This is a genomic window from Nostoc cf. commune SO-36 (assembly GCF_023734775.1).
In the GTDB taxonomy this organism is placed as follows: domain Bacteria; phylum Cyanobacteriota; class Cyanobacteriia; order Cyanobacteriales; family Nostocaceae; genus Nostoc; species Nostoc commune_A.
In genome coordinates this window covers 91870-113267 of record NZ_AP025733.1, presented here as the reverse complement: position 1 = coordinate 113267, position 21398 = coordinate 91870, and the positions used below count along the sequence as shown (strand labels likewise).

20 protein-coding genes are annotated in these 21398 nt (G+C 40.2%); 17 read left to right on the top strand and 3 right to left on the bottom strand.

The genetic code is table 11. The features are described from left to right. Positions 1-269: 269 nt before the first annotated feature. A complete protein-coding gene (locus ANSO36C_RS31215; protein WP_251960728.1) occupies positions 270-689 on the bottom strand; it encodes a hypothetical protein in 420 nt (139 codons plus the stop codon). A gap of 83 nt (positions 690-772) precedes the next feature. On the opposite strand from ANSO36C_RS31215, the gene ANSO36C_RS31210 reads away from it, so the two are divergent. Continuing rightward, entirely contained in the window at positions 773-1579 is an 807-nt protein-coding gene (locus tag ANSO36C_RS31210) for a P63C domain-containing protein (RefSeq protein ID WP_251960727.1), read from the top strand. Positions 1580-1646: 67 nt separating this feature from the next. Here ANSO36C_RS31210 and ANSO36C_RS31205 read toward each other — a convergent pair whose 3' ends face one another. Together ANSO36C_RS31205 and ANSO36C_RS31200 are read right to left on the bottom strand one after the other, a co-directional pair. After that, positions 1647-2891 (bottom strand): ParM/StbA family protein, encoded by a 1245-nt coding sequence (locus ANSO36C_RS31205; protein ID WP_251960726.1) that lies wholly within the window; start codon positions 2889-2891, stop codon positions 1647-1649. 7 nt (positions 2892-2898) lie between these two features. Beyond that, on the bottom strand, positions 2899-3393 hold the full coding sequence (locus tag ANSO36C_RS31200) for a hypothetical protein (RefSeq protein ID WP_251960725.1): 495 nt from the start codon (positions 3391-3393) through the stop codon (positions 2899-2901). A gap of 187 nt (positions 3394-3580) precedes the next feature. On the opposite strand from ANSO36C_RS31200, the gene ANSO36C_RS31195 reads away from it, so the two are divergent. The 16 genes from ANSO36C_RS31195 to ANSO36C_RS31120 all read left to right on the top strand — a co-directional run bounded on the left by ANSO36C_RS31195 (position 3581) and on the right by ANSO36C_RS31120 (position 21398). Further along, positions 3581-3721, top strand: a complete 141-nt coding sequence (locus ANSO36C_RS31195; RefSeq protein ID WP_251960724.1) for a hypothetical protein — start codon at positions 3581-3583, stop codon at positions 3719-3721. Between the two features lie 135 nt (positions 3722-3856). After that, positions 3857-5581: a MobV family relaxase gene (gene mobV, locus ANSO36C_RS31190; protein WP_251960723.1), complete on the top strand. Its 1725-nt coding sequence runs from the start codon at positions 3857-3859 to the stop codon at positions 5579-5581. Positions 5582-5706: 125 nt separating this feature from the next. Then, a complete protein-coding gene (locus ANSO36C_RS31185) occupies positions 5707-7455 on the top strand; it encodes an ATP-binding protein (RefSeq protein WP_251960722.1) in 1749 nt (582 codons plus the stop codon). A gap of 4 nt (positions 7456-7459) precedes the next feature. Beyond that, a complete protein-coding gene (locus ANSO36C_RS31180) occupies positions 7460-7975 on the top strand; it encodes a DUF192 domain-containing protein (RefSeq protein ID WP_251960721.1) in 516 nt (171 codons plus the stop codon). A 92-nt stretch (positions 7976-8067) separates the two neighbouring features. Beyond that, the gene (locus ANSO36C_RS31175) at positions 8068-8682 is read left to right on the top strand and encodes a hypothetical protein (RefSeq protein ID WP_251960720.1); all 615 of its coding nucleotides are present in this window, start codon (positions 8068-8070) and stop codon (positions 8680-8682) included. Between the two features lie 97 nt (positions 8683-8779). Further along, a complete protein-coding gene (locus ANSO36C_RS31170) occupies positions 8780-9058 on the top strand; it encodes a hypothetical protein (protein WP_251960719.1) in 279 nt (92 codons plus the stop codon). Continuing rightward, entirely contained in the window at positions 9058-11847 is a 2790-nt protein-coding gene (locus tag ANSO36C_RS31165; RefSeq protein WP_251960718.1) for a hypothetical protein, read from the top strand. The genes ANSO36C_RS31170 and ANSO36C_RS31165 overlap by 1 nt, the downstream gene beginning before the upstream one ends. A gap of 268 nt (positions 11848-12115) precedes the next feature. Next, entirely contained in the window at positions 12116-12838 is a 723-nt protein-coding gene (locus ANSO36C_RS31160; protein ID WP_251960717.1) for a hypothetical protein, read from the top strand. 45 nt (positions 12839-12883) lie between these two features. Next, complete coding sequence (locus tag ANSO36C_RS31155) at positions 12884-13984, top strand: hypothetical protein (protein ID WP_251960716.1); 1101 nt, start codon at positions 12884-12886, stop codon at positions 13982-13984. Positions 13985-13989: 5 nt separating this feature from the next. Then, positions 13990-14757, top strand: a complete 768-nt coding sequence (locus ANSO36C_RS31150) for a hypothetical protein (protein ID WP_251960715.1) — start codon at positions 13990-13992, stop codon at positions 14755-14757. Positions 14758-14879: 122 nt separating this feature from the next. After that, positions 14880-16448 (top strand): TrbI/VirB10 family protein, encoded by a 1569-nt coding sequence (locus tag ANSO36C_RS31145; protein WP_251960714.1) that lies wholly within the window; start codon positions 14880-14882, stop codon positions 16446-16448. Beyond that, entirely contained in the window at positions 16445-17197 is a 753-nt protein-coding gene (locus tag ANSO36C_RS31140; protein ID WP_251960713.1) for a hypothetical protein, read from the top strand. Before ANSO36C_RS31145 ends, ANSO36C_RS31140 begins: the two co-directional genes overlap by 4 nt. Then, positions 17194-18408, top strand: coding sequence for a hypothetical protein (locus ANSO36C_RS31135; protein ID WP_251960712.1), 1215 nt, complete (start codon positions 17194-17196; stop codon positions 18406-18408). The genes ANSO36C_RS31140 and ANSO36C_RS31135 overlap by 4 nt, the downstream gene beginning before the upstream one ends. 165 nt (positions 18409-18573) lie before the next feature. Then, on the top strand, positions 18574-20400 hold the full coding sequence (locus ANSO36C_RS31130; RefSeq protein WP_251960711.1) for a type IV secretory system conjugative DNA transfer family protein: 1827 nt from the start codon (positions 18574-18576) through the stop codon (positions 20398-20400). A gap of 40 nt (positions 20401-20440) precedes the next feature. Next, the gene (locus tag ANSO36C_RS31125; RefSeq protein WP_251960710.1) at positions 20441-20962 is read left to right on the top strand and encodes a relaxase/mobilization nuclease domain-containing protein; all 522 of its coding nucleotides are present in this window, start codon (positions 20441-20443) and stop codon (positions 20960-20962) included. A 25-nt stretch (positions 20963-20987) separates the two neighbouring features. Further along, a complete protein-coding gene (locus tag ANSO36C_RS31120) occupies positions 20988-21398 on the top strand; it encodes a hypothetical protein (protein ID WP_251960709.1) in 411 nt (136 codons plus the stop codon).

Sequence of the window (21398 nt, the reverse complement as noted above, 5' to 3'; positions counted from 1 at the left end):
AAAATTTAATTGTCTTAAAACTACACCCTACACCCTACCCCCTACACCCTGCCCTGAGAAGGTTTCAGCTTTTCTTAGTGCCATTCGGGGAAAGGCTAAAGGGAAAATTTCATCCCTTTCTCCCTAACCCTTTTTCCTTTCCCCCTGAATCTTCTTCATAAGAGCTACACCTTTAGAGCATGTGAAACGCTAACGAATAAGCCAAAGTTTAGGTCTTCTACTCCCAAAAAATCAATAACCAGGAGTCTACAAAAAAATCGTACTTTTGGCTAAATTTGGATCTCCATGTCTTCATCTTCTTCACTAGAGAATTGAGGCTGGCTTTGTTGGGAGGCAAATACTGATGGTTGATTGGATTGAAACGGACTTGTCCCGTCATTGAAAATTTCTTGTGCAAGTGTGCGTCCATCCCCGTCAGTATCACTCTCCAAGATATATCCCGCAACGTGTTTAGGCATTCCTGCTGTTATGGCTTGTGCTAGTAGAGCTTTAGTAAATTCTGGTGATGCTTCACTCTCACCCAAGACTTGCAATACACACTTAGCGTCAGCAGTAGTCATTTTGGTAATGTCTTTAACTCCGGCTTCTTGCCAAACGTCATCAAAAAATTCCACTGAACGTTCATCAAAACTTTGAGATGCAGCAAATTGAGCTAGCTGTTGGGTGTAAAGTTCTTGGTCGTTATTCATATATTTATGAGTCGTGATGGAGCAATTTAATAGTTGAATTCAGCGCTGCGCGAAGAATTGATGAAAATCTCGCACAGCTAATCATGGCTAAGAAAAATTTTGCCGCAGCCCAAGCAGTTGAGGTGTACATCGGCAACTATCGGTTTGACGCAATCAGAATTGTTGAGACGAAAGAGTACCGGATGTCTCAAAATCAAATTCTTTCAATTATAGGTATAAATCGTAACTGGTTAATCATGTTACCTTTGAAGTCACCTAAACTGAATGAAAAGCTTACACAGCAAGGCTTAAATCATGTTACACTCCCTGCGGAATATACTGTTAATGGTGTAGGAACTCGTGCTGAAACGATATCAATAAATGATGTTAGAATCATTTGGCGGTATTTCGACACGAAAGGAAACCTACAAGCTCAAAGGTTGATTGATGCACTTGCTGAGGACTCACTCACGAGTAGATTCGAGCAAGTCTGGGGTGAGCAACGCACAGTTGAGCAACGCCGGATAGATGATTGCCGCATTCTCTCTACACCTTGCCCGTGGACAAAGATGTTTGAGGCTGAGTTTGAAGAGAATTTGGCTCGGATCAGTAAGCTGCACAAAAAGCACATTAAAAATGGCTTGTACTATTGGGAATTCATTTATAGTTGGATGACACCAGAGGAAAAAGCCAAGCTCGACACTGTTAATCCCGTTCTTGCAAGTGGGCGAAGGAAGTACAAAATACATCAAATGCTTTCTCATGAAACAAAGGAGAGATTATCCCCACATGTCACATCAGTGCTGATTTTAATGAAGTCAGCCAATTCGGTAGCAGAACTGAGGCGGCTGGTGCAGCGACAGTATGGGGTAGATCAACCGAATCTGTTTGATGGCTGGGATATTAAATAGTTAGCTTGAATCATGCGATCGCTCTTGTGGTACAAAACCATATCTGAGCGATCGCACTTCAAATTTTTCAACTGTTTAAAGGTTGTTCAGCCTCACGTTTTTTGGCATATTCACGGAGTTGGGCAAGACCAGAGGTAGGGATAGAGGGGCGTGGTTTATTGGGGTCAGGGACTAAATCTTGTTTGCGGTCATAAGCAAAGTTCTTGTCTAGCATCAATATATAAGTAATGTGCGCCGTCCAAACATCAGCAACGCGCTCACCAAGACCCTTAGTATCAAGAGGAGCAGGGAATTGTACACCGCCATTCCAAACAATGGGAGTAGCTTCTTTGTGGAAGTGGTCAGTTAATTCTTTTTTGACATACTCAGCAGTCCCGCCACAAATGAGAATTTCATCTAGGACAGCAATATTTCTAATCCAGCGAACAAGAGCGCGGCAGTACTCATCACGAATTGAGGGGAGAACTTTTTGAAATAAATTTAAATCAAATTGGACACCTTCAGGTGTGGCTTTGCGGGACAAGGGACGAAAAGCATCAAAGTTGCCCTTGGCTGCTGCGAGGATTGCTGTGACTAAACGTGAATCATTTTTCGACAAACCAACAGCAGTACGCTCAACAAATGAATTGATTACCCAACTCATGCCTAAATCAGTAGATTCGCTCTTAGCTGGATTACCTTGAGCAGAAAGAGCAAAACTAGCATTGCGATAGCCCAACATAAGGATTCCAACATTTTTTTGAATATAGGTTTTGCCAAGAGTACGGCTACGATAGGTGAGAATGCCACTACCTTCAGCAGCAACACAAAAATTGCGTAACTTGCCCTTCAAACGACCATTAGGTGTGAGTACTCCAAGTTTGAGAATTTGTTTTAAGGAAGTTGTCAGATTACGAGCATCATTGACTTCCCCAGGCGGTAACAAGATTTGAATAAAAACATCAACATGATTATGGTTTATACCAAACTTTTGGTAAGCCATTGATAAAATACCAGCAATCTTGGGAATGGCATAGTGATATTTGTTATCTCTAAGTGCAGCACTACCAGCGAAGACTTCTTTGGCAATTGTACCTAAGACATAATATTCATCACCTACGCCAACCCAGGTACTAATGTTTTGAAAAGTTTGTACAGAAAAGCTGTTAATCGAGTCAATTGATACATCTGCAATTTCCGGCGACATCGCCAGTACACAGGGAATGCCATCAGGGTAAATTTGAGCAATCGCTTTGACTTGGCTACCACCCAAATCACAGGACAAAACTAACTTAATCCCAGGTTTGACTTGGGAGGAATTGGGAATGTTCATTTTTTTCCTAAATTTGTGCTGGTTCGACACTAAAGGCTTTATTGGCTTGGATCATCTCTTCGGTCAATTCCAAATCCATCAATTGCTCGTCTTCATCTTCAGTTGGCATTTCGGTTTCAACTTGGGATGAGTACGAATCCTCATTGGATAGAGAAACTGGGGCTGCGTCTATTACAGGTGTTGTCTGTGGGGGAGCAACTGGGACAGTAGTAGGCAGTTGCGTAGAAATAGGAGAAACAACAGAACCTAAACTGCAAATCTCACGGATGGCAGAGGCTTGGGCTTCTAATTCATTGATTGCCCAAATAGCAACCTGCCTTAATTCTTCTCCCACTACCCCTTGGGAATATAAAGCTAATGGTAGCCAATGTTTAAGGAGTGTGGAAGTAATTAGTTCTGGATGCTCTTTATCTAAATAGAGGGGATTCGACTTGAGGTAATTAATTACTTTACCTTCCAAACTATCATTAGAGCGTCTAATGGAAACTCTTGTCTCGCTCATGTTGGTTGTAAAAACTTTTAATTGCTTTGGAATTCGTTCGTCGAATATCCTATTCACTAATTATCTAATATTTAGCTGAATAATCACTAAAGAACAAGTCTTTCTAATTTCTATTTAAGTACAGAAAATGTATACTTAAAAACGTGGTCTTGATGACGGCACTATTGACGGCACTGTTGACGGCTTTATGCCGTCAAAATCGCGTTCTGAACAATTCATTAGCAAATTTGAAAGTGGTTGTCATGACGGCACTATTGACGGCACTGTTGACGGCTTCCACGCTAGGGGTAAATTAGCAAATCAGCCGCCTCTAAATAAACGTACCTAGTACGTTTATTTTTGCTATTCTTGATTTGGGAAAAATGCCATTTTAAAGCCTGAGTAAAAATACTCAGTGAGCCTAAAAAATAATTTTAGTTATCAGGTGAAATATTGTTGATGGGAGAAAAAAAGGTGGGCGGGAATGGCGTATGCGATCGCTCGTTTAAAAAAATTAAAGCAGAAGGATATAGGGAGTAGCGCATCTCACACATCTCGTGAGAGGGAGACACCGAACGCTGATTTGTCGGTAGAAAATATTAGGTTTATAGGCAGCAACGATCCCGAATCAAGGTTAGAAGATTTGGTGATGGCAAAGATAAATGAGGCTCCGCAACACAGGAAGATAAGGACTGACGGGGTTTATTGCGTGGAGATGTTGCTGAGTGCATCGCCAAGTTACTTTCGTGCTTCATGTCCAAATCAGGCAGGGTATTATGAGCAGAATAAGTTAGATGTTTGGCTAGAAGCGACGCACCAATGGTTGTCTGAGGAATACGGTTCGCGGATAGTCAGGGCAGAATTACATTTAGATGAAGTCACGCCACATATTCATGCTTACTTTGTGCCAGTGGATGACCGGGGTCAGCTACGGTGTAATCACTTTTTCAATGGGCGGCAGAAAATCCAGGCATTTCAGGACTCGTACTATGAAACGATGCGGCTGATTGGCTTGGAGAGGGGGTTGAAGGGTTCCAGAGCCAAGCACGAGGATATAAAGGATTTTTACCGGATAGTAGAAACGGGACGGAACCTGGAAGTCTCAGAGTTGAGTTTGGAGCAAATCAAAGCCAAAGCCGCAGATCGAGACAGGGCAGCCCGACAACTTCAAGAAATGGAAGCAACAGCTACTTCCCTGGCTCAAGCTAATGAACTGCTTCAACAACGCCTTGCCCAATTAGAGAAAGAGAAAGAAAAATATCGACAACAAACTCAGCAGTTGCGTGACTTAGCCTTGGAGGATGTAGCTTGGGAGTTGGGTTTAGACTTAGAATCCAGCCAATCTAACTCTTGGGTAGGTCATGGCCACATCATTAATATAAATGGGGATAAATTTCAGTCCGCCTCCCCAGGAGTAGAAAAGGGGGGTGGGGCAATTGACTTAGTAATTCAGGTGAACAATTACAATTTGCGGCAGGGTTTGGCGTGGCTGAATGAGAGATTTGGACTTCAGGGGGCAGAACGAGCAGCGATCGCAGCAGTCAAGAAACAAACAGCAGATATTCTTCAAACCGAACCAACCCCCAAGTTTGTCCCACCAGTTGAGGATAAAAGCAAGTGGCTTGGAGTACATGATTACTTGACTCACTTGTGCGGGCTACCATCAAACTTTGTACACGGATTTCATCAATCGGGGTTGATTTACGCTGACTCTAAGCAAAATGCAGTGTTTGTAATGCGAGATTTAAACCAACAAGTTAAAGGGGCTTACCTTGAGGGAAGTGAATTTAAGGGCTTGGCAATTGGAAGCGATCGCACAAACAGTTGGTTCCATTTCCAGTTGGGGGAGCGAGGAACGAGCAAAGTAGAAAAAGTGGTACTTTGTTCCTCAACGATTGATGCTTTCTCATACGCAATGTTGGAATATTCCAAAACTGGGTCAATACCAAAACAGCGAACACTGTACATGGCACTTGCTGACCCCAAAAGTACACCAGTGGAGCGATTAGAGGATATTTCTCAAATCAAAACAGCGTTCAACTCCGATGAATTCGGGGAAGCCACGGCACTAGCTGTTAAGAAATTACTGCCCCAGGTTAGACGCGCTAGACCCAAAACAGTCTCTTGGAATCAGGATCTGTTACTTGAAAAGTCCCTACAGCAACAACAGCAACAACAGCGTAAGTCAGAGGCAGATTTGAGTCTTTAGTGGCAATTGCTGCCTGAGTGCGAATAAAAAATAATGGCCAAAAGTATGAGAGATTTGGGTACTTCAGACTGTCAGTAGAAAGTGAGTCAGCCTTTATTATCAGTTTGATGCTCAATAATTTACCTATGAGTTCAGAACTGATAAAAAGAATATTTTCTTTACGCGAACAAAATAATCCCTTAATAGCAGTGGAATCTCCATTGCAGGAGAGGATAAGCTTACTCGAAAACTTAACTAAAGAATGCATTAATCTTGGGATTAATTGTTATATCTGGATGTTAGAGGATGACAAATTGTACCAGTTATTAATGAGTAATTCGGGATTGGCATTCTCAGAAATTAAAAAGTACAAAAGAATCGCTTTTAAAGTTGTACGCGAAGATTCCTTTGAAATTTTGCGGTTTTGGAAGACAACCCAGTTGCAAGGGATGTTGATTTTGGAAGGGATATACCCGTGGCTAGGGCAAGGGGCGACGGATGCAGATTTCTTCCTGACAGCAGAATGGATTAAGTCAGCCCTGATTAACATTAAGCTTTACAATGATAACTCCGGTAAAACAGCTTTGTTGCTGGGGTCAAACGCAAGCCTCAAGTCAGATATAGCAGGTCTAATACCGACAATTACTCAAGAGCTACCCACAGTTGAGGAAATTAGCGATTATTTGCCAAAAATATTACCCGACTCAATTACACAAGCCCAAATTAATCAAATAGCGAATACTTGTGTAGGGATGTATTTGGCAGATACTGAAACAGGGGTAAAAAGTGCGCTAGCAATTGACAAAGCCCCTTTGGGGCAGGGTGTGGGGTGCGGGGTGTGGGGTGTAGAGAAAGCTCAAACAACCATCTTCGTACAAGCCCCGTCTTCACTACACCCAAGACCCTACCCCCAACACCCTATTTTTGACAACAGTGAATTAGTCAAAAAAGTTTCTGCTTATAAAATCGAGTTATTCAAACGAGTTTACAATGTGGAATTTCTGCAACCGATGACAATTTCAGTGGGGGGACTGGAATTAATGCAGTCAGCATTTAAGAGATACAAACGGCTCTTGACACCGTTGGCGAAGTCTTACAACTTGCGGCTACCAAAAGGTGTTTTACTGATTGGCCCACCCGGAACAGGTAAATCTCACTCAGCCAAGGCTTGTTCTCAAATACTGGGATTACCCTTAGTAATCGTGGAGTGGGGTAATTTCCGCAGTTATGGAAATATGGCAGAATACAAGCTTAAACAGTTATTAGCACTAGTAGACCGAATAAACCGTATAATCTTATACCTAGATGACTTTGATAAAGGATTTGCAGGTGATGATGATTTATCACGAAGACTAGGGGGGATGTTGCTAACCTGGATGCAGGAAAGAACAAGTGATGTATTAATAATTGCTTCAGCCAACAATATCCAATGGCTACCACCAGAGTTAACCAGAAGTGGGCGATTTGATGAAATATTCAAAATAGACTTACCAAATAACGGTGAGAGACATGAAATATTTAGGATTCATTTAGCCAGATTTGACAAGCGGTTTTGTAACGGTGAAGATGCCTTTACCCCAGAAGAATGGCAGAGATTATTGAAGGTGACACATCGTTGTGTCGGTGCAGAAATTCAGGCAATTGTCGAAAAGGCAGCAATCTCAATATTCTGTCAATTGTTTGGTGAAGATACTCCAGCACTAGAGGATTTGCCGCCATTAGAAATTACCCTAACTGCACTATTAGAATCAAGAAAAAACGTAAATCCCCTGGCAATACGTGAAGCTGACCGAATAGAAAGTATGCGTAATATTGCAGATTTGCAAGGATTACCATCTAGCCCCGTGGATTCATCAATATATAGCGTGGGCGATGTCGATATTTTTGGTAACTAATTTTATGCAAATACCGAAATTTCAATCGAAAGTCGATTGGTATGTTGCTGGCTTTAAGATGCTAAACATTGCTGGCCCACTTGCTGGGATGTCAGTAATCTTGTTCACAGCAGTAGTATCTTATATAGAAACTCGCCCTCAAAAATTGCCCCTTCAGTATAAACTTACGATCAATAACCAGACTTTTTATTTAGAAGCGGCAAATAAACCACAAGAACTAGAGAAAGGACTCAAATGGAGAAATAATCTAGAGAGCGATCGCGGAATGTTGTTTAACTTAGGTCGAGAGTATAATAATGTACCCTTTTGGATGCACCAAGTCAAAGTGCCCTTAGACATCATATACCTTAAAAATAATCTGGTGACAACAATAATTCGCAATGCACCACCATGCATGAAAAATCCTTGTCCAATCTATTACGGTGTCGCTGCGACACAGGTTTTAGAACTAAAAGCGGGTGCTAGTAATATTCAAGTTGGGCAGAAATTGATGATAGAGCCTATACCTAAAAAGCTGTAATAAATATTCTCTGTAGCCAAAAGAACTAGTTTTTTTGTACTAGAGTCTGTAGGATTTTAAAAGTGAGTTGTGAATAATGTGGATAAGATTTCATGCGTTCACAAATTATGCAAATATCAGACTACGAAAATCCCAACATAACAAGCTTTGAGACAAGACAAACAGCAGCCTTACCATCAAGAAAAAAGAAAGTCCTTGAAGGTAGCACAATTGGGCTGATGGGAGTAACAGGAGCATTAATGATTCTGGAGATGTCAGTCCACAACATAATGCTTGGAGGATTGATGATTGCAGGAGCAATAGCAGTTGCAATTCCAAAACAAACACAGGCATTGCTAACAAACTTTGAAAAGCTACAGCGGAAATGGGGAGTAAATTTATATGCAATATTATTTGCATTTCTGTCGGTAATATTTCTCTTGGATTTTGCTTCTTCGCCAGCCGAAGCACAGTTTTTCAACAATGCTCAAACCTGGATGACTGGTGCTTTCGGCAATGCTGGTAACGGACAAACACAAGCAGTTATACAATTGTTCTTCAACGTATTGAGAGGTTTATTCCTACTCTATATAGGTATCAGTTTGGTAAGTATTGCTCAAGCAGCCCGAAATGATGAAGATTGGCAGACATTAGCCAGAACTCCATTAATTATTGTGCTTTCAGTCTTTGTAGGAGACTTAGTTACCGGCTTAATTACTGGAGCATAACTGTTAAAAACTACACCCATTTATTCGCAGCATTTCTGGAATGAGAAAAAGTGCCCTGATTCCAGAAATGCTTCATATTAACAAGCAATAAAAAAAGATGAGAGATGAAAATAAATTTAGAAGTGTAAATAGAATCTTGGGAGATAGACCCCGATTAGGCCCATTTCCCGCCGATCAGATTTTCCCTTGGTCGGTTATAGCAATATTAAATGTATTCGTTTTCAACTATATATTGAAAACAAGTTGGTTAGGCACAGGATTAAGCATCGCTTGGGGATGGGCTACATGGTGGTTACTTTCATCAAATCAAGAATTTTTTGGCAAGTTTGTGGCAGTGCCTCGAATTAGCAGAGGATACAAGAGGAATAATTCGTAATGGTCACAAAAAAGACAGATAAGATCAAGAAACAAAGGTTAGAAACCGAGCAAGTTAATGTAGTAAAAACTCTTACCCCCTTTGAAGACATTATCCATTTAGCTGGGGTTTGCGATGTTGCTTTGGGAGGGAGAAAAGGCATAGGAGCATTAATTCTCAAAAATGGGGAATCGATTCAAATCAAATTCTGTTTTGATTGTGTAGGAATTCATTCTAACTTAGCCTCAGAGCAAATCCTCCCAATCTTTGAGAGCATAGAGGCAGGTTTAAAAGAGATCCCATCAGGAGAGTCATTAACCATACATTTGGGTTCCTTTACAGACGATTATTCGCGGCAATCAGAATTAGAATCTATCGAAACCAATTGTGATATTGAGCAATTGAAATTACTAATTAGGAGTGAAAGGTTACGAATCAAAGAACTAACCCACTCGGGAGTCAGGAAGAACAAGTTTTTAAGATTATGGTGTACTTATACAGCGTTAGCTGAGTCAGAGAGAAGCCAAGACATTGTAGAGTCGGCAATCCGAAAGTTAGAGAAAATTTGGTTTAAATTCACCGGAGAAATTCACGCTTTTAACAATAGCAGGATTGAAAATATTCTCAAGAATTCATTTAGTGATGGTTTTTTGCAATGGGAATCATTGCTGAGTAACAAAATGAAACTAGGGATCAGAGTTTTGAGCGCTGAGGATATTTGGAAAGTCTTATGGCATCAATTTAATCTGACATCACCGACACCAATTCCTAATCCCTTAGTGATTAGTCAAACTCAAGGATTAGTAGAAACTCAAACAAGTGATTTTCACATTCGGCATCATCTGTTGGAGAATGAAGAATCTGTTCCATTCTTAGATCGGCAATGGGTAAAGATTCAAGATAAATATATTGGAGTGATGAACTTCAGCCAAAAGCCGGGGGGCTGGATAGATGAACGCTCTCAATTACGATACCTTTGGGAATTAATTTCTAAAGAAAGTATTTCAGATACAGAAATTATCTGTCAAATCACTAAAGCTAATCAAGCGATTACCAAAACTAATTTACAACGCCTTACTAAACAGTCAATTACATCAACAGCCTTATCAACAAGTAAAGGAAACATCGATGTTAAAGCTGGAATAAATATTGAAGAATCTGTAGAGGCGCAACGAACCATTTATAAAGGAAGCGTTGTCGTTTATACCGGAGTAGCTTTTCTTGTCCATAGAAAATCGACAAGAGAACTCAATGAGGCTTGCAAATACTTAGCTTCCTACTTTTTAAGGCCAGCAGCAGTAGATCGAGAAAAAGAATACGCCTGGAAGACATGGTTGCAATGTTGTCCATTTGTTTGGGAGCCACTGCTGGCAAAACCTTTTAACCGCAGATTACCTTATTTCAGTTCCGAAGCACCAGGGCTGATGCCTTTGATTCGTACAGCTACAGGAGATCGGGCTGGCTTTGAGTTAATTGCCGAAGAAGGAGGTACACCAGTACACCTGGATTTGTACAAACAGCATAAAAATATAGCAGTTTTTGGTGCAACTCGTTCGGGGAAATCAGTACTGGTGGCAGGAATTTTAACACCTGCACTTGCTCAAGATATACCAGTAGTAGCCTTAGATTACCCCAAACCAGACGGGACATCGACATTTAGTGACTATACGAATTTGCTAGGTAAAGATGGTGCATACTTCGATATTTCCAAAGAGTCAAATAATTTGTTTGAACTACCTAATTTGAGGGGGATGGATCAAGAAACCATTAATGAAAGATTGAATGATTTTAAGGAATTCTTGAAATCAGTCTTAATGACAATGGTGATTGGAACTAGCGTGATTGGCGTTAGCCCTTCCATGATTACTAATATTGAATCAATCATTGCCCTAGCCTTGAAAACGTTTTTTAATGATGATGAAATCAAAGTCCGGTATAAGTTGGCATTAGCCGCAGGAGTTGGCACTAAAGCTTGGTTGGACACTCCCACATTACAAGATTTTTTGAATTATTGTTCGCCAGCATTTCTCAAGATAGATTCTATAGCCAGCAATAGCCAGGAAATCTTATCAGCTTTAGAGCAAATCAGGTTGAGATTAAAGTACTGGCTCTCAACGAGAGTTGGAGAATCAATTAGTCGTCCCTCAACTTTCCGAACTGATGCTAAGTTGCTAGTATTTGCACTGCGGAATTTATCAAGTGAGGCAGATGCAGCTATCTTAGCTTTATCAGCTTATGCCGCAGCCCTTCGACGTGCTTTGTCTTCTAAAGCTAGTATCTTTTTCTTGGATGAAGCGCCGATTTTATTCCAATTTGATGCGATCGCCGAGTTAATAGGAAGGCTTTGTGCCAATGGTGCAAAAGCAGGGATACGGGTGATTCTCTCGGCTCAAGAACCAGAAAGTATTTACCAAAGCAAAACCGCAGCGAAAATCTTCGCCAATATTACAACCCGATTGATCGGCAGAATCCAATCATCGGCAGTAGATCCCTTTGTTGATAGATTTAAATATCCTTACGAAATCATTCAAACCAATAGTACAGAGGCTTTCTATCCAACAAAATCCGGCATTTACTCACAGTGGTTATTGGATGATTCAGGCAAACTTACATTCTGTCGTTATTATCCAGCACACTGTTTATTGTCCGCAGTCGCTAACAATCCTTATGAACAAGAATTACGAACTCTATTCTTGAAAAAATATCAAGATAATCCAATACTTGGACAAGTCAAGTTTTCTGAAGATTATATCAGAATGGTTCGGGGAGAGCCGTTATCTTCAACAGCCCAAGAATTGCTTAGGGGGTAAACCCGGATTTCTCACCAATGCTCAAAGCCTGTACTTGTTCCGGGAAGAAGTAATGAGTAATAAGTAATAAGTAATAAGTAATGAGTAAGAAGTGATCTTGTCTTTCTCTTTACTCCTTACTCATTACTCCTTACTCATTACTCCTCCTCTGCTCCACCAAATGCTTGAATAAGAGTGAGAAATGCGGTTGAACTTCTAAAATCTTAGTAGTCACATCAATTTAGAATCCTTCTTCATCAATTCAAGGTAAAAAAGGGAGTATTTCAGTATGAAGGGACTTAAAAAGATTAGTCTAGCTGTCATTATATCTAGTGGAGTTACGAGTCTATTAATTGCTGCACCGAGTTATGGAATATCACTAGACCTAAATACTTTTTTGGCTTCAATTAGGAATCAGATTCAGAGCGAAATGAGCCAAATTAGCAGTATAGCTTCAGATAAAATTAATAATTTATGGGCAGCAGCCCAAGAGGATGCTAATTCTGCAATTAATGGGGCTACTGGTGTAATGGGTGCGCCAGATCCAGTTGAAAGTGGTCAGCGTTTGAAAGTATCCTTAGCATCGGACTCTGATTGGGCAGGTGCATCAACGCAAGCACAATACTTACAGCGAGAAATTACAAAAGCATCAGTCTCTGGTGTATTAGGGCAACAAGGTCAGCAAGATACTGCCAACAAAATTGATCAAACTACACAAACGGCTCAAGATGCTTCAAACCTGGGGCAGGAAGCGCAAGATATGAATGCCTCACAGAATATCTTAAAAGTAATAGCAGCCCAAAATGGTCTGGTGGTTTCGATGCTGGCACAACAGCGCACTGATTCATTGCAATCACGCTCTGATACCGCACAGTCTAATATGATGCTGACGCAGATTGCAGAACAATTAACAGCAAATCGTCAAAAAGAAGATATTCGAGAAGAAGGATTGATTTCCCTCAATCTCGAAGTTGTAGGTATGTCTGTGCTAGATCCTACTTATTTACCTTAATGGTGCAAGGGTGTGTTCGCAATTCGTAAAAGAAAGGATTCTTGTATGTATTTATTAGCGCAACAAGTGCTTGGTGGTGAGCTAGTCAAAAAAGCTGCTGAAACTTCTGCATCAATATCAGTAGGGTTTAATGATTTGTGGGGTAAGACTTTAACCGGGGAACTGTACAACAATATATGTACAGTCGGGGCGTTATTTGCGGTTGCGACATTAACCTTTTTCATGATTGAGTGGACAAAGCAAATGATCAATGGTGATGAGCAACGAGCTTTCACTGATTTTATCTGGCCTTTGATTGTGGTGGTGTTGTTGTCAAATCATGGCAAAGTGCTAGGAAACTCGACGTTAGGGATTAGGAACTACATCAACAATGTAAATAATATGGTGTTGGTACAAACGGCTGAAGGGCTAGATTTAAGAGTCGCATTTCAAAAAGCAGCAGGGGTATCAGCTGCTCGTAGTGCTATCGGATTAGCAATTGAAAGATGTCGCAGTTCTTCATTACAGCCGAATGAATCAATTGCTTGTTTACAACAGGCTAAAGAAGATTTAAGCCAAAAATACCCGTCAGCTTTTGATCAAAATAGTGGCCCCTTCAAATGGCTGATGGATGGGATAGATAAAGTCATTGAAGCTCCGATTGATGCAATAAAAAACAAAAGAAATCCACTTCAGATATTATTTTCTTCCATTAGTGGTTTTATTGGTTCCGGTGTGACTTCAACAATTTCATTGGTGATGCTGTCGATGAATGGCTCATATCAATGGGCAATTGAATTAACAATGTTAGTTACAGCATTTCTCGGCCCGCTTGCTGTTGGAGGTTCTTTATTACCTTATGGAGCAAAATCAATTTACACTTGGCTGATTGGTTATTTCAGTATTGGAATATGTAAACTCTCTTTTAACATGATTGTTGGTTTTGCTGGACAATTAATTTCTGATTCTCAAGCAGATCAACCAATGTTCTTCCTGTTTACAATTGGCATTTGCGCTCCCTTCTTGGCTACGGGATTAGCCGCAGGTGGTGGTTTAGCACTGTTGCAACAAATTAATAAAGCCTCAGAAACTTATGGTGCGATTGCCGCAGAAGCTGGCATTGCAATAATCACTAAAGGCTTTAGTTTGGCGAAGTCTAGGAAATAAGAGATATGGTCAACACGAAAAACCGAAAATTAGAGCCATTACAACTACTGCAATTTAATAAATCTGTCCCGACAAGAATTGGAATAATTTCATTAGTAGGATTTTCTTGTGCAGTATTTTCATTACTATTGCAATTTCTCAATTATGGAGCAATCCGAGGATTAAGCAAAAAGCAATTAGCTTTAGTACAGTTAGATGATGGCAAAACTATTACTGCTAAATCAGTAAACGAAAATCAACGTTCGCCAGAAGTAATTAAGAAGTTTGTTGGCGATACGTTCACTAGAATGTTTAGCTGGGATGGGTTAGTGAAAATTTACAACGACAAGGGAGAAGTAATTACCAAGCAAGACAAAGGAATAGATATTGACGCAGCAAGTGGAAAAAAGAAAGTTACAACTAAGGCTTATGAAGCTGCTTTTGCAATTAGTGAAAATCAGAACTTTCGAGCAGCCTTTTTACAAAAGCTGGCACAACTCACCCCCAGGAAAATATTTGAAGGAAATATGCAAGCATCTTTAATTCCTCGTTATATTGGAGAGCCGCGATTAATTAGAGATGGGGTCTGGCAAGTAGATATCGTCGCAACTATTGTGACTTTTACAACTTCTGATAATACGGGACAGGGAATTACCTTCAATAAGACTGTAACTGTAGAAGCAGTAAATACGCCACAAGAAATTACTGCTCAAATCACTGAACTTTCTCGGAAAATCTATGAAGTTCGTAGCGCTGGTTTAGAAATTACACAAATCAATGATTTAAAACCTTAACTAAGTTTGGGGGTTTAAGTCCCCTGTCTCTATAGACAGCAGGTTTTGTGTCGGGGTTAAATCCCCCTTACAAAACGTAATTGCGAATTGCGAATTGCGAATTGCGAATTGGTTTAATAATTATGTCACTAAAAAATGAATCCCAGAATTTGACTATAGATCAAATCTTGAGATTTTCAGAGGATACAAATGATGGACAAAGGAGAGAAAAGCCGGAGCCGGAAGACTCCGAAGAATTTTCATCGATTACTAGGCACACTGTCAGTACTTCTCCTTGGTCAAGATTGGGGATAATCGCTATTCCTTTTGGCTTAGGGTTTTTAGTAATTTTTTATTTTCTCAATGGCATTTTCAATCCTGGTAGAAGTCCTGAAGCGATAACTGCTAAAGCTGATAAAACATCCCCAGCTTTGGAGAAAGTCGAGCAAAAAGATGGTGATGTCTATGCCAAATTAGCCTTGAATAAACAAGAAGAGGAATTGAATAAAATTAATCAGAGTAAGGAAGAAGTTAAAGTTAATAGTAAGCCTGCAAGTGTTGCAGCTTCACCACCACCACCATCAACAGCTAGACCTGTAGCACAAACACAAAGTCCTAGCCCTAGACGATATTACGTTCCGAGTAGAACTAACTCGACTATTTCATCACCACCTCGTAATCAAATATTGCCAAGAATTAGTAATCCTGTTAGGACTGTTACGCCGAAAACAGAAACGCCAACAGACGTGATAGCTGAATTTAATCGACTTCGCAGCTTAGGATCTTACGGAAAAATCGCTTATACACCTACTTCAAATAACCAGCAGATATCAACAGATGTAACATCCTTTCAAACGCCGAATACAACACGAGTTCAAGTACAGCCACCCAATAGTGCTTATACAAAACAGCAAACACGCCCTAACGTTTCTAACAGTACACCCACACAAATTGAGAAGATTCGCCCTCGTTGGTCAGCCGATTCTAAATCTGATAAACAAATAGCAGATGGTAATTACTTGCCTCAAGAAAACCAAATTCTGCAACAGCGTAAAACTCGCTATTTAGTTGTTGGGGAATTCGCAAATGGTGTTTTAGTGACTTCAGTTGTCAAGCAGCAAAGCGAAAATCGCTTCCAACAACAGCAAAATTCAGATGATAGTAAACGCTATGTTGCTAGATTAACGGCTGATTTGCATGACAACTATGGAAATGTGGCAATTCATAAAGGCACAATATTTACCGTTGAACCCCTACAGGTTAATGATGGCTCTTATGTAAGTGTGCAAGTCACCAGCATTATCAAAGATAACACTGAGTACCCAATTAGTAGCGGTGCAATTTCTGTATTAGGAGAAGGCGGGAAACCGTTGTTTGCTAAACAGTTCCAAGATAATAAAGGGGGAGGTTCTGACTTGACTGTGGCATTAGTCAGTGGTTTGGGTCAAGTAGGAGCAATCCTGAATCAATCTGATTCTACGAGCAGTGTAGTTGATTCCGCTACAGGGACATTTAGCTCTAGCACGACTTCAAACAGCCAGCGCAATATTGGCGGGGCATTCTTGCAAGGTGCTTTTGGCAAGCTTAGTGACACCATTACACGTCGTGCAGAAACTTCTAACCAACAAATCACCCCTCGCTCTAATGTTTGGTATATCCCACAAGGGACGAAGATTACCTTTTTGGTGAACCGTTCTCTGGAGTTGCCATGAAGAAGTTAAAACTCGTGACAGCGTTCCACCTTGGAGTTGCTGCTTTTTTGGCAGTGTGTCTAGTTCCAGTCAAAACCTATGCTCAAAGTACAGTCCGCACCATAAAGCAATCTCAAGTTAGCGGTATTACTGCCAAACTACAAAAAATTAAAGTCTGGAATGGCTCAGGCGTATCAATTTCGTTTTATGAAGTCAATGAAATGGTAAAGCGGGTATGGATTGACGATCCCTCGCAGGTTTTGATTGACGCTGATGGTTGTTTAGAGGGAATCGACCAGAACTGTCAAAACAGTAGTGCCGGATTACTTCACTTACGCCGGATTAAAAAGCTTCCGGTTCCAGGACTGCCGCAAACAAGTGCAACTTTGCTTACAGTTATTACTCAAACTGCTTCTGGCGAACGCAAAGTTTACCACTTTCAAGTTACCCCATCCAATTCCCGTCCTGAATACAGTCAAGTGTCAATTATCTCGGATAAGCCATCTTCAAGAGTTACTCGACCCTTATTATCGCCATTAGTACAAACCACCAGAATTACAAAACAAATCAGAGCAGGGATGAGCGTAGCAATTAGTAATGGTTTGCTCTCCTCATCTGATGAACTTCACAATCGCATTGAGCAATTCTTGACTCATTTTCAAGCTGGAGAGCAAATGCCTACTGCTGCTCTTCAGGCTGGTGTCTCACTTAATTTAGTTAACAAATTAATCGAGCTTGGACAAAAAAACGGGACAGAGGGACAAATATGAAATCATCAAAGCGTTCGCCCAAAATTACTTTTGATATGGTTCGCTATTTAATATTATTTGGATTGCTCGGAGGATTGTTCATTCACAGTTTTTGGAAGTATGGAATTATGAATCAGGTAATTGGATTCCTACTGCCCAAAGCCTCAGCACAAATCCCATTTGTCAGTAGCAACAATGGCTTGATTCCAGACTGGTCAAAAATGAAGTTTCAAGACATGATTGTATCTGAATCTGGTAATGTGACTTACCCATCCTTGAGAGGGAATCAGATTAGAACTTGGCAAGCTGGACAAAGTATTGGCGATTTTATGGAGCTTGGAGATTTTGAAGATGCCAATCTGAATATTGAAAAGCTTACTCTAAGGGCGATATCTCAGGCATTAGCTATTGATTTAGATGGTTTAAAGCTTGACGATTTTGGAGTCATCAAAACTCAAACCCTTAGCGATTTAGTCAAAGCTATACCTGAATTAGCTAATCAATCAGCCAGGAATGTAGCACCAATAGCTGACTTTTTTCGCCAAATGGGTATCAGCACTAATCAAAGAATTGGGAATGCCGCTAATTATTACAACTTAGACAATATCCCTCTCGGCAGTGAAATTGATTTATCTAAATACAAGCTGACATCGATTCCGGGAATTGAAAACTCATCATTTGATGAATTTGCTAATTGGCAAGATACTCTCATTTCAGACATTCCCGGATTGAAGGATTTATCTTGGAATAATTTTCCTACTGTACCAGAGCCGGATTTGTCTTTTGTTGGGCAAGTAGATTTGCCTTTGGGAGATATAGAAGCTAACCGGATTCGCAGCATTTCTGGCAGTTATCAAGAAGGTTTTAATGTCCCTTGCAATCAAAATAATTGCGTCCACTTTGAAGCTTCAGGTCTTGGTCAGACCACTGGAACGCAATGGATTTCGGGTAAAGTCCAGAAAGTTAAAGGTGGCTATGGAATTTTAGCTGTAGCTAATGGTGGTCTTGAGCCAACTGGTCGTCATCCCTTTGGTAAATCATTTAAACAAGTTGTTTGGGATATAGATGAATCAAGCGGTTCCGTTAACACTGCTATGTTTTTCCGTTTCTGCAAGAATATTCCCTTTGTTGGTCGCACTTGTACCCCCTATTTTATCGGGCCAGTACCATTCATTACTTACCATGAAAAAGACCCAATTATTTTTGGTAGTCCTTCTACTGTTCCTAATTAACTATTCTTACCAAAAAGGGAGAAAGGGTAAAGGGTAAAGGAAAAACTAAAAACCAATTAAGAATACTTACAAATCTAACTCTTTCCCTACATCCTGCCCGTCACAATGGTTTTACGCTTACAAGCGTGCTATTCCCCATTCCCCATTCCCCTTCTTCTTCATGTAATGAGCAATAATTTGACTACTTCTACAAACAACCAACCATTTCATTTTGAACAGTTACAAAATCCACATAGCAACATTGGCAAGTACACTCATCATTTATTTACACCCAGTGGATTAGCAATTATAAGTATGTTGGGTGCTTACATTTTAATGAGAGTATTTTTTGGCGATGGCAGTAATAAAAAGAAGATTGCTACTAGCTATTGGGGAGGAAGAAAGGAGAATAATACAGCTAAGAAAAAAGCCTTGCAACAGATACAATCTCCTCGGTGTGATAGTGTGGCTTTGTATATTGGCAAACATCAATTCAAAGGTACAAAAAAACAAAGTGGTAATGGAGGTGTGCCGATTTATGTACCAGAAGTGCAAAGGGGAACTGCTGCTATTGGCGCACCCGGAAGTGGGAAAACTTTTAGTGCCATTAACCCCATGTTATTTTCCGCAATTGACCAAGGTTTTCCTATTTTACTATATGACTTTAAGTACCCATCTCAGGCGAAAATCGCTGCTTATGCTAAAGTTCTTGGCTACGATGTTCATATTTTTGCCCCTGGTTTTCCCGAATCAGAAGTTTGTAATCCTCTAGATTTTTTAAGAGATTCTTCTGACGCTGAAAACGCTCGGCAGATTGCGACGGTCATCAATAAAAACTTCCGCATTCTAAATAATTCTAATGAAGATGGATTTTTCGGCCCGTCTGGGGATCAGTTAACCCAAGCTGTATTGATGTTAACCAAAGAGTTTGGAGATAGAGCTGATGTCATGACCAGTGCTGCCATCTTGTCTAGTGAGCAGATGATTGCGCGGTTAATGTCTGCTAATCTCAACCCTTGGGTCAAGATTGCCTTTGGTCAGTTGTTCAGTTCCGCCGCAAGTGAGAAAACTGTTGCCGGGATTGTTGCCACAGCTAGTATCATGTTTACCCGCTTCATGGCTAAGAACACACTCGGTTGCTTTATTGGTAAAACGACTTTACCACTCTCAATCAAGGGTAAACAAATGATTATCTTTGGTTTAGACAGAGAGCGCCGCGATGCTGTTGCACCCTTGATGACTAGCGTTCTCCACATGACCATCGCCCGAAATATAGCAAAAAAAAGGCAAGACCCTTTGATAGTTGCATTGGATGAATTGCCTTCCTTGTATCTGCCCGATTTATTCAGATGGCTTAATGAATCCCGAAGTGAGGGTTTTTGCGGCATCCTCGGCTGGCAGAACATGGGGCAACTTGAGAAGAATTATGGACGCGAAGTTGCTAAGACTATCCTTGGTGCTTGTAGTACAAAATTTATTTTTAACCCAGGGGAGAACGAATCAGCACAACTGTTTTCTTCCTTTCTGGGAGATGAAGAAATTAGGTACAAACACAAAAGCCGTTCTACTGGTGGTGGAAAGAGCAATAATACCATTAGCGATCAAGAAAAAACTAAAAAGCTCTTTGAGTCCGCCCAGTTTTTGAAGCTCCCAGCCGGAAAGTGTGTTTTTATCAATCCTGCATACTCCAATACAAAAGAGGGGTCTGTTCCTCAGTTAAAAAGCATCAATATTCCTCAATCTCTCCGCGATATCGACAGATACAACGAAAAAAAATGGAAGCCAGTTGTCAGTAGATTAGCTCGCAGAAGTACCCAAAGATATCCGACTCAGCACGACTTAGATTTGAGAGTGGATGATGTCAATAAACGTTTCCCTTTACCTGTCAAACAAGACAACAATCCTAACAATAAAGTTTTAAGTGTTGGAGAAATTAAATCAATTCTAGACAAAGATACTCAGATCCCAATTCCAAGGATAGTAAGCAATGAGAATAAGGATAGTAAGCAATGAGAATAAGGATAGTAAGCAATGAGAATAAGGATAGTAAGCAATGAGAATGATGATTAAAGAATATGCTCTTTCTGATTTTGAGATAATTAACCAATTCATGCAGACATTGACCATTCACTCCGGTCATCTTGTTAACATTCATGCTCCCGCTTGGATAATTAATAGTTATCAAGTTTTTAGTAAGCAAAGACCAAGATTGAAAAAGGTCGGAATTTATGTTCATATTACTTTGAAAAGTTTCCCAATTACTCTATCCTCAGATGTTTCTGAACAAATTCTCACTGAATATATCCAAGGTATCGGCTGGGATGATTTGCAATATGTCACTTTTCTCAAATTTCATCAAGACTTTTTAGAATTCCATCTTATCTTTAATCGCGTGATGCCATCAGGGGAAGTAATTGACTTAAATTGTCTCGGTGCTAAACCACAGCAGTATGACGTTTTACAAAAATCTTTAATAAATATTATCAAATCAGGCATGAGGCAGGAGGTAGAAGTCAGAAGTCAGAATGGACTAAACGCCCATTCTGACTCCAGCAAGAACTGCATCCTTCAATAAAACAACATGGGAACTGAGGTGAAATATGTTTGACGAACGGCATTTGCAACTGGTTTCTAATTATGCTAAAAGCAGCGATTATTTTGCCAGAAATGTCATAGCACCTTTAATAAAATATGTTTGCGCCGACACTGTAGAACAGTGGAATAAAAGAGCAAGAATTGAACTAGGAAAAGATACTTATGCTCTTAAACTTGATGGAGGTGGAGGTTATTCTTGGACAAAAGTTGATCCGAAAACTAATAACTTTGTAACAGTAGACGCAGAAGAAGCTAAAGAAGTTGAAAAAATTGTCGAACAATCTTTAGCAAATACAAACGCTCCTCAGCATTCGCCAGCTTCTACAGAATCATTATCAACGAATACATCTATAACCGACTCCAGGACAAACAATTCTTTAAGTTATGGTAATTCTCGCTCCGAAATAGAGTTTTAA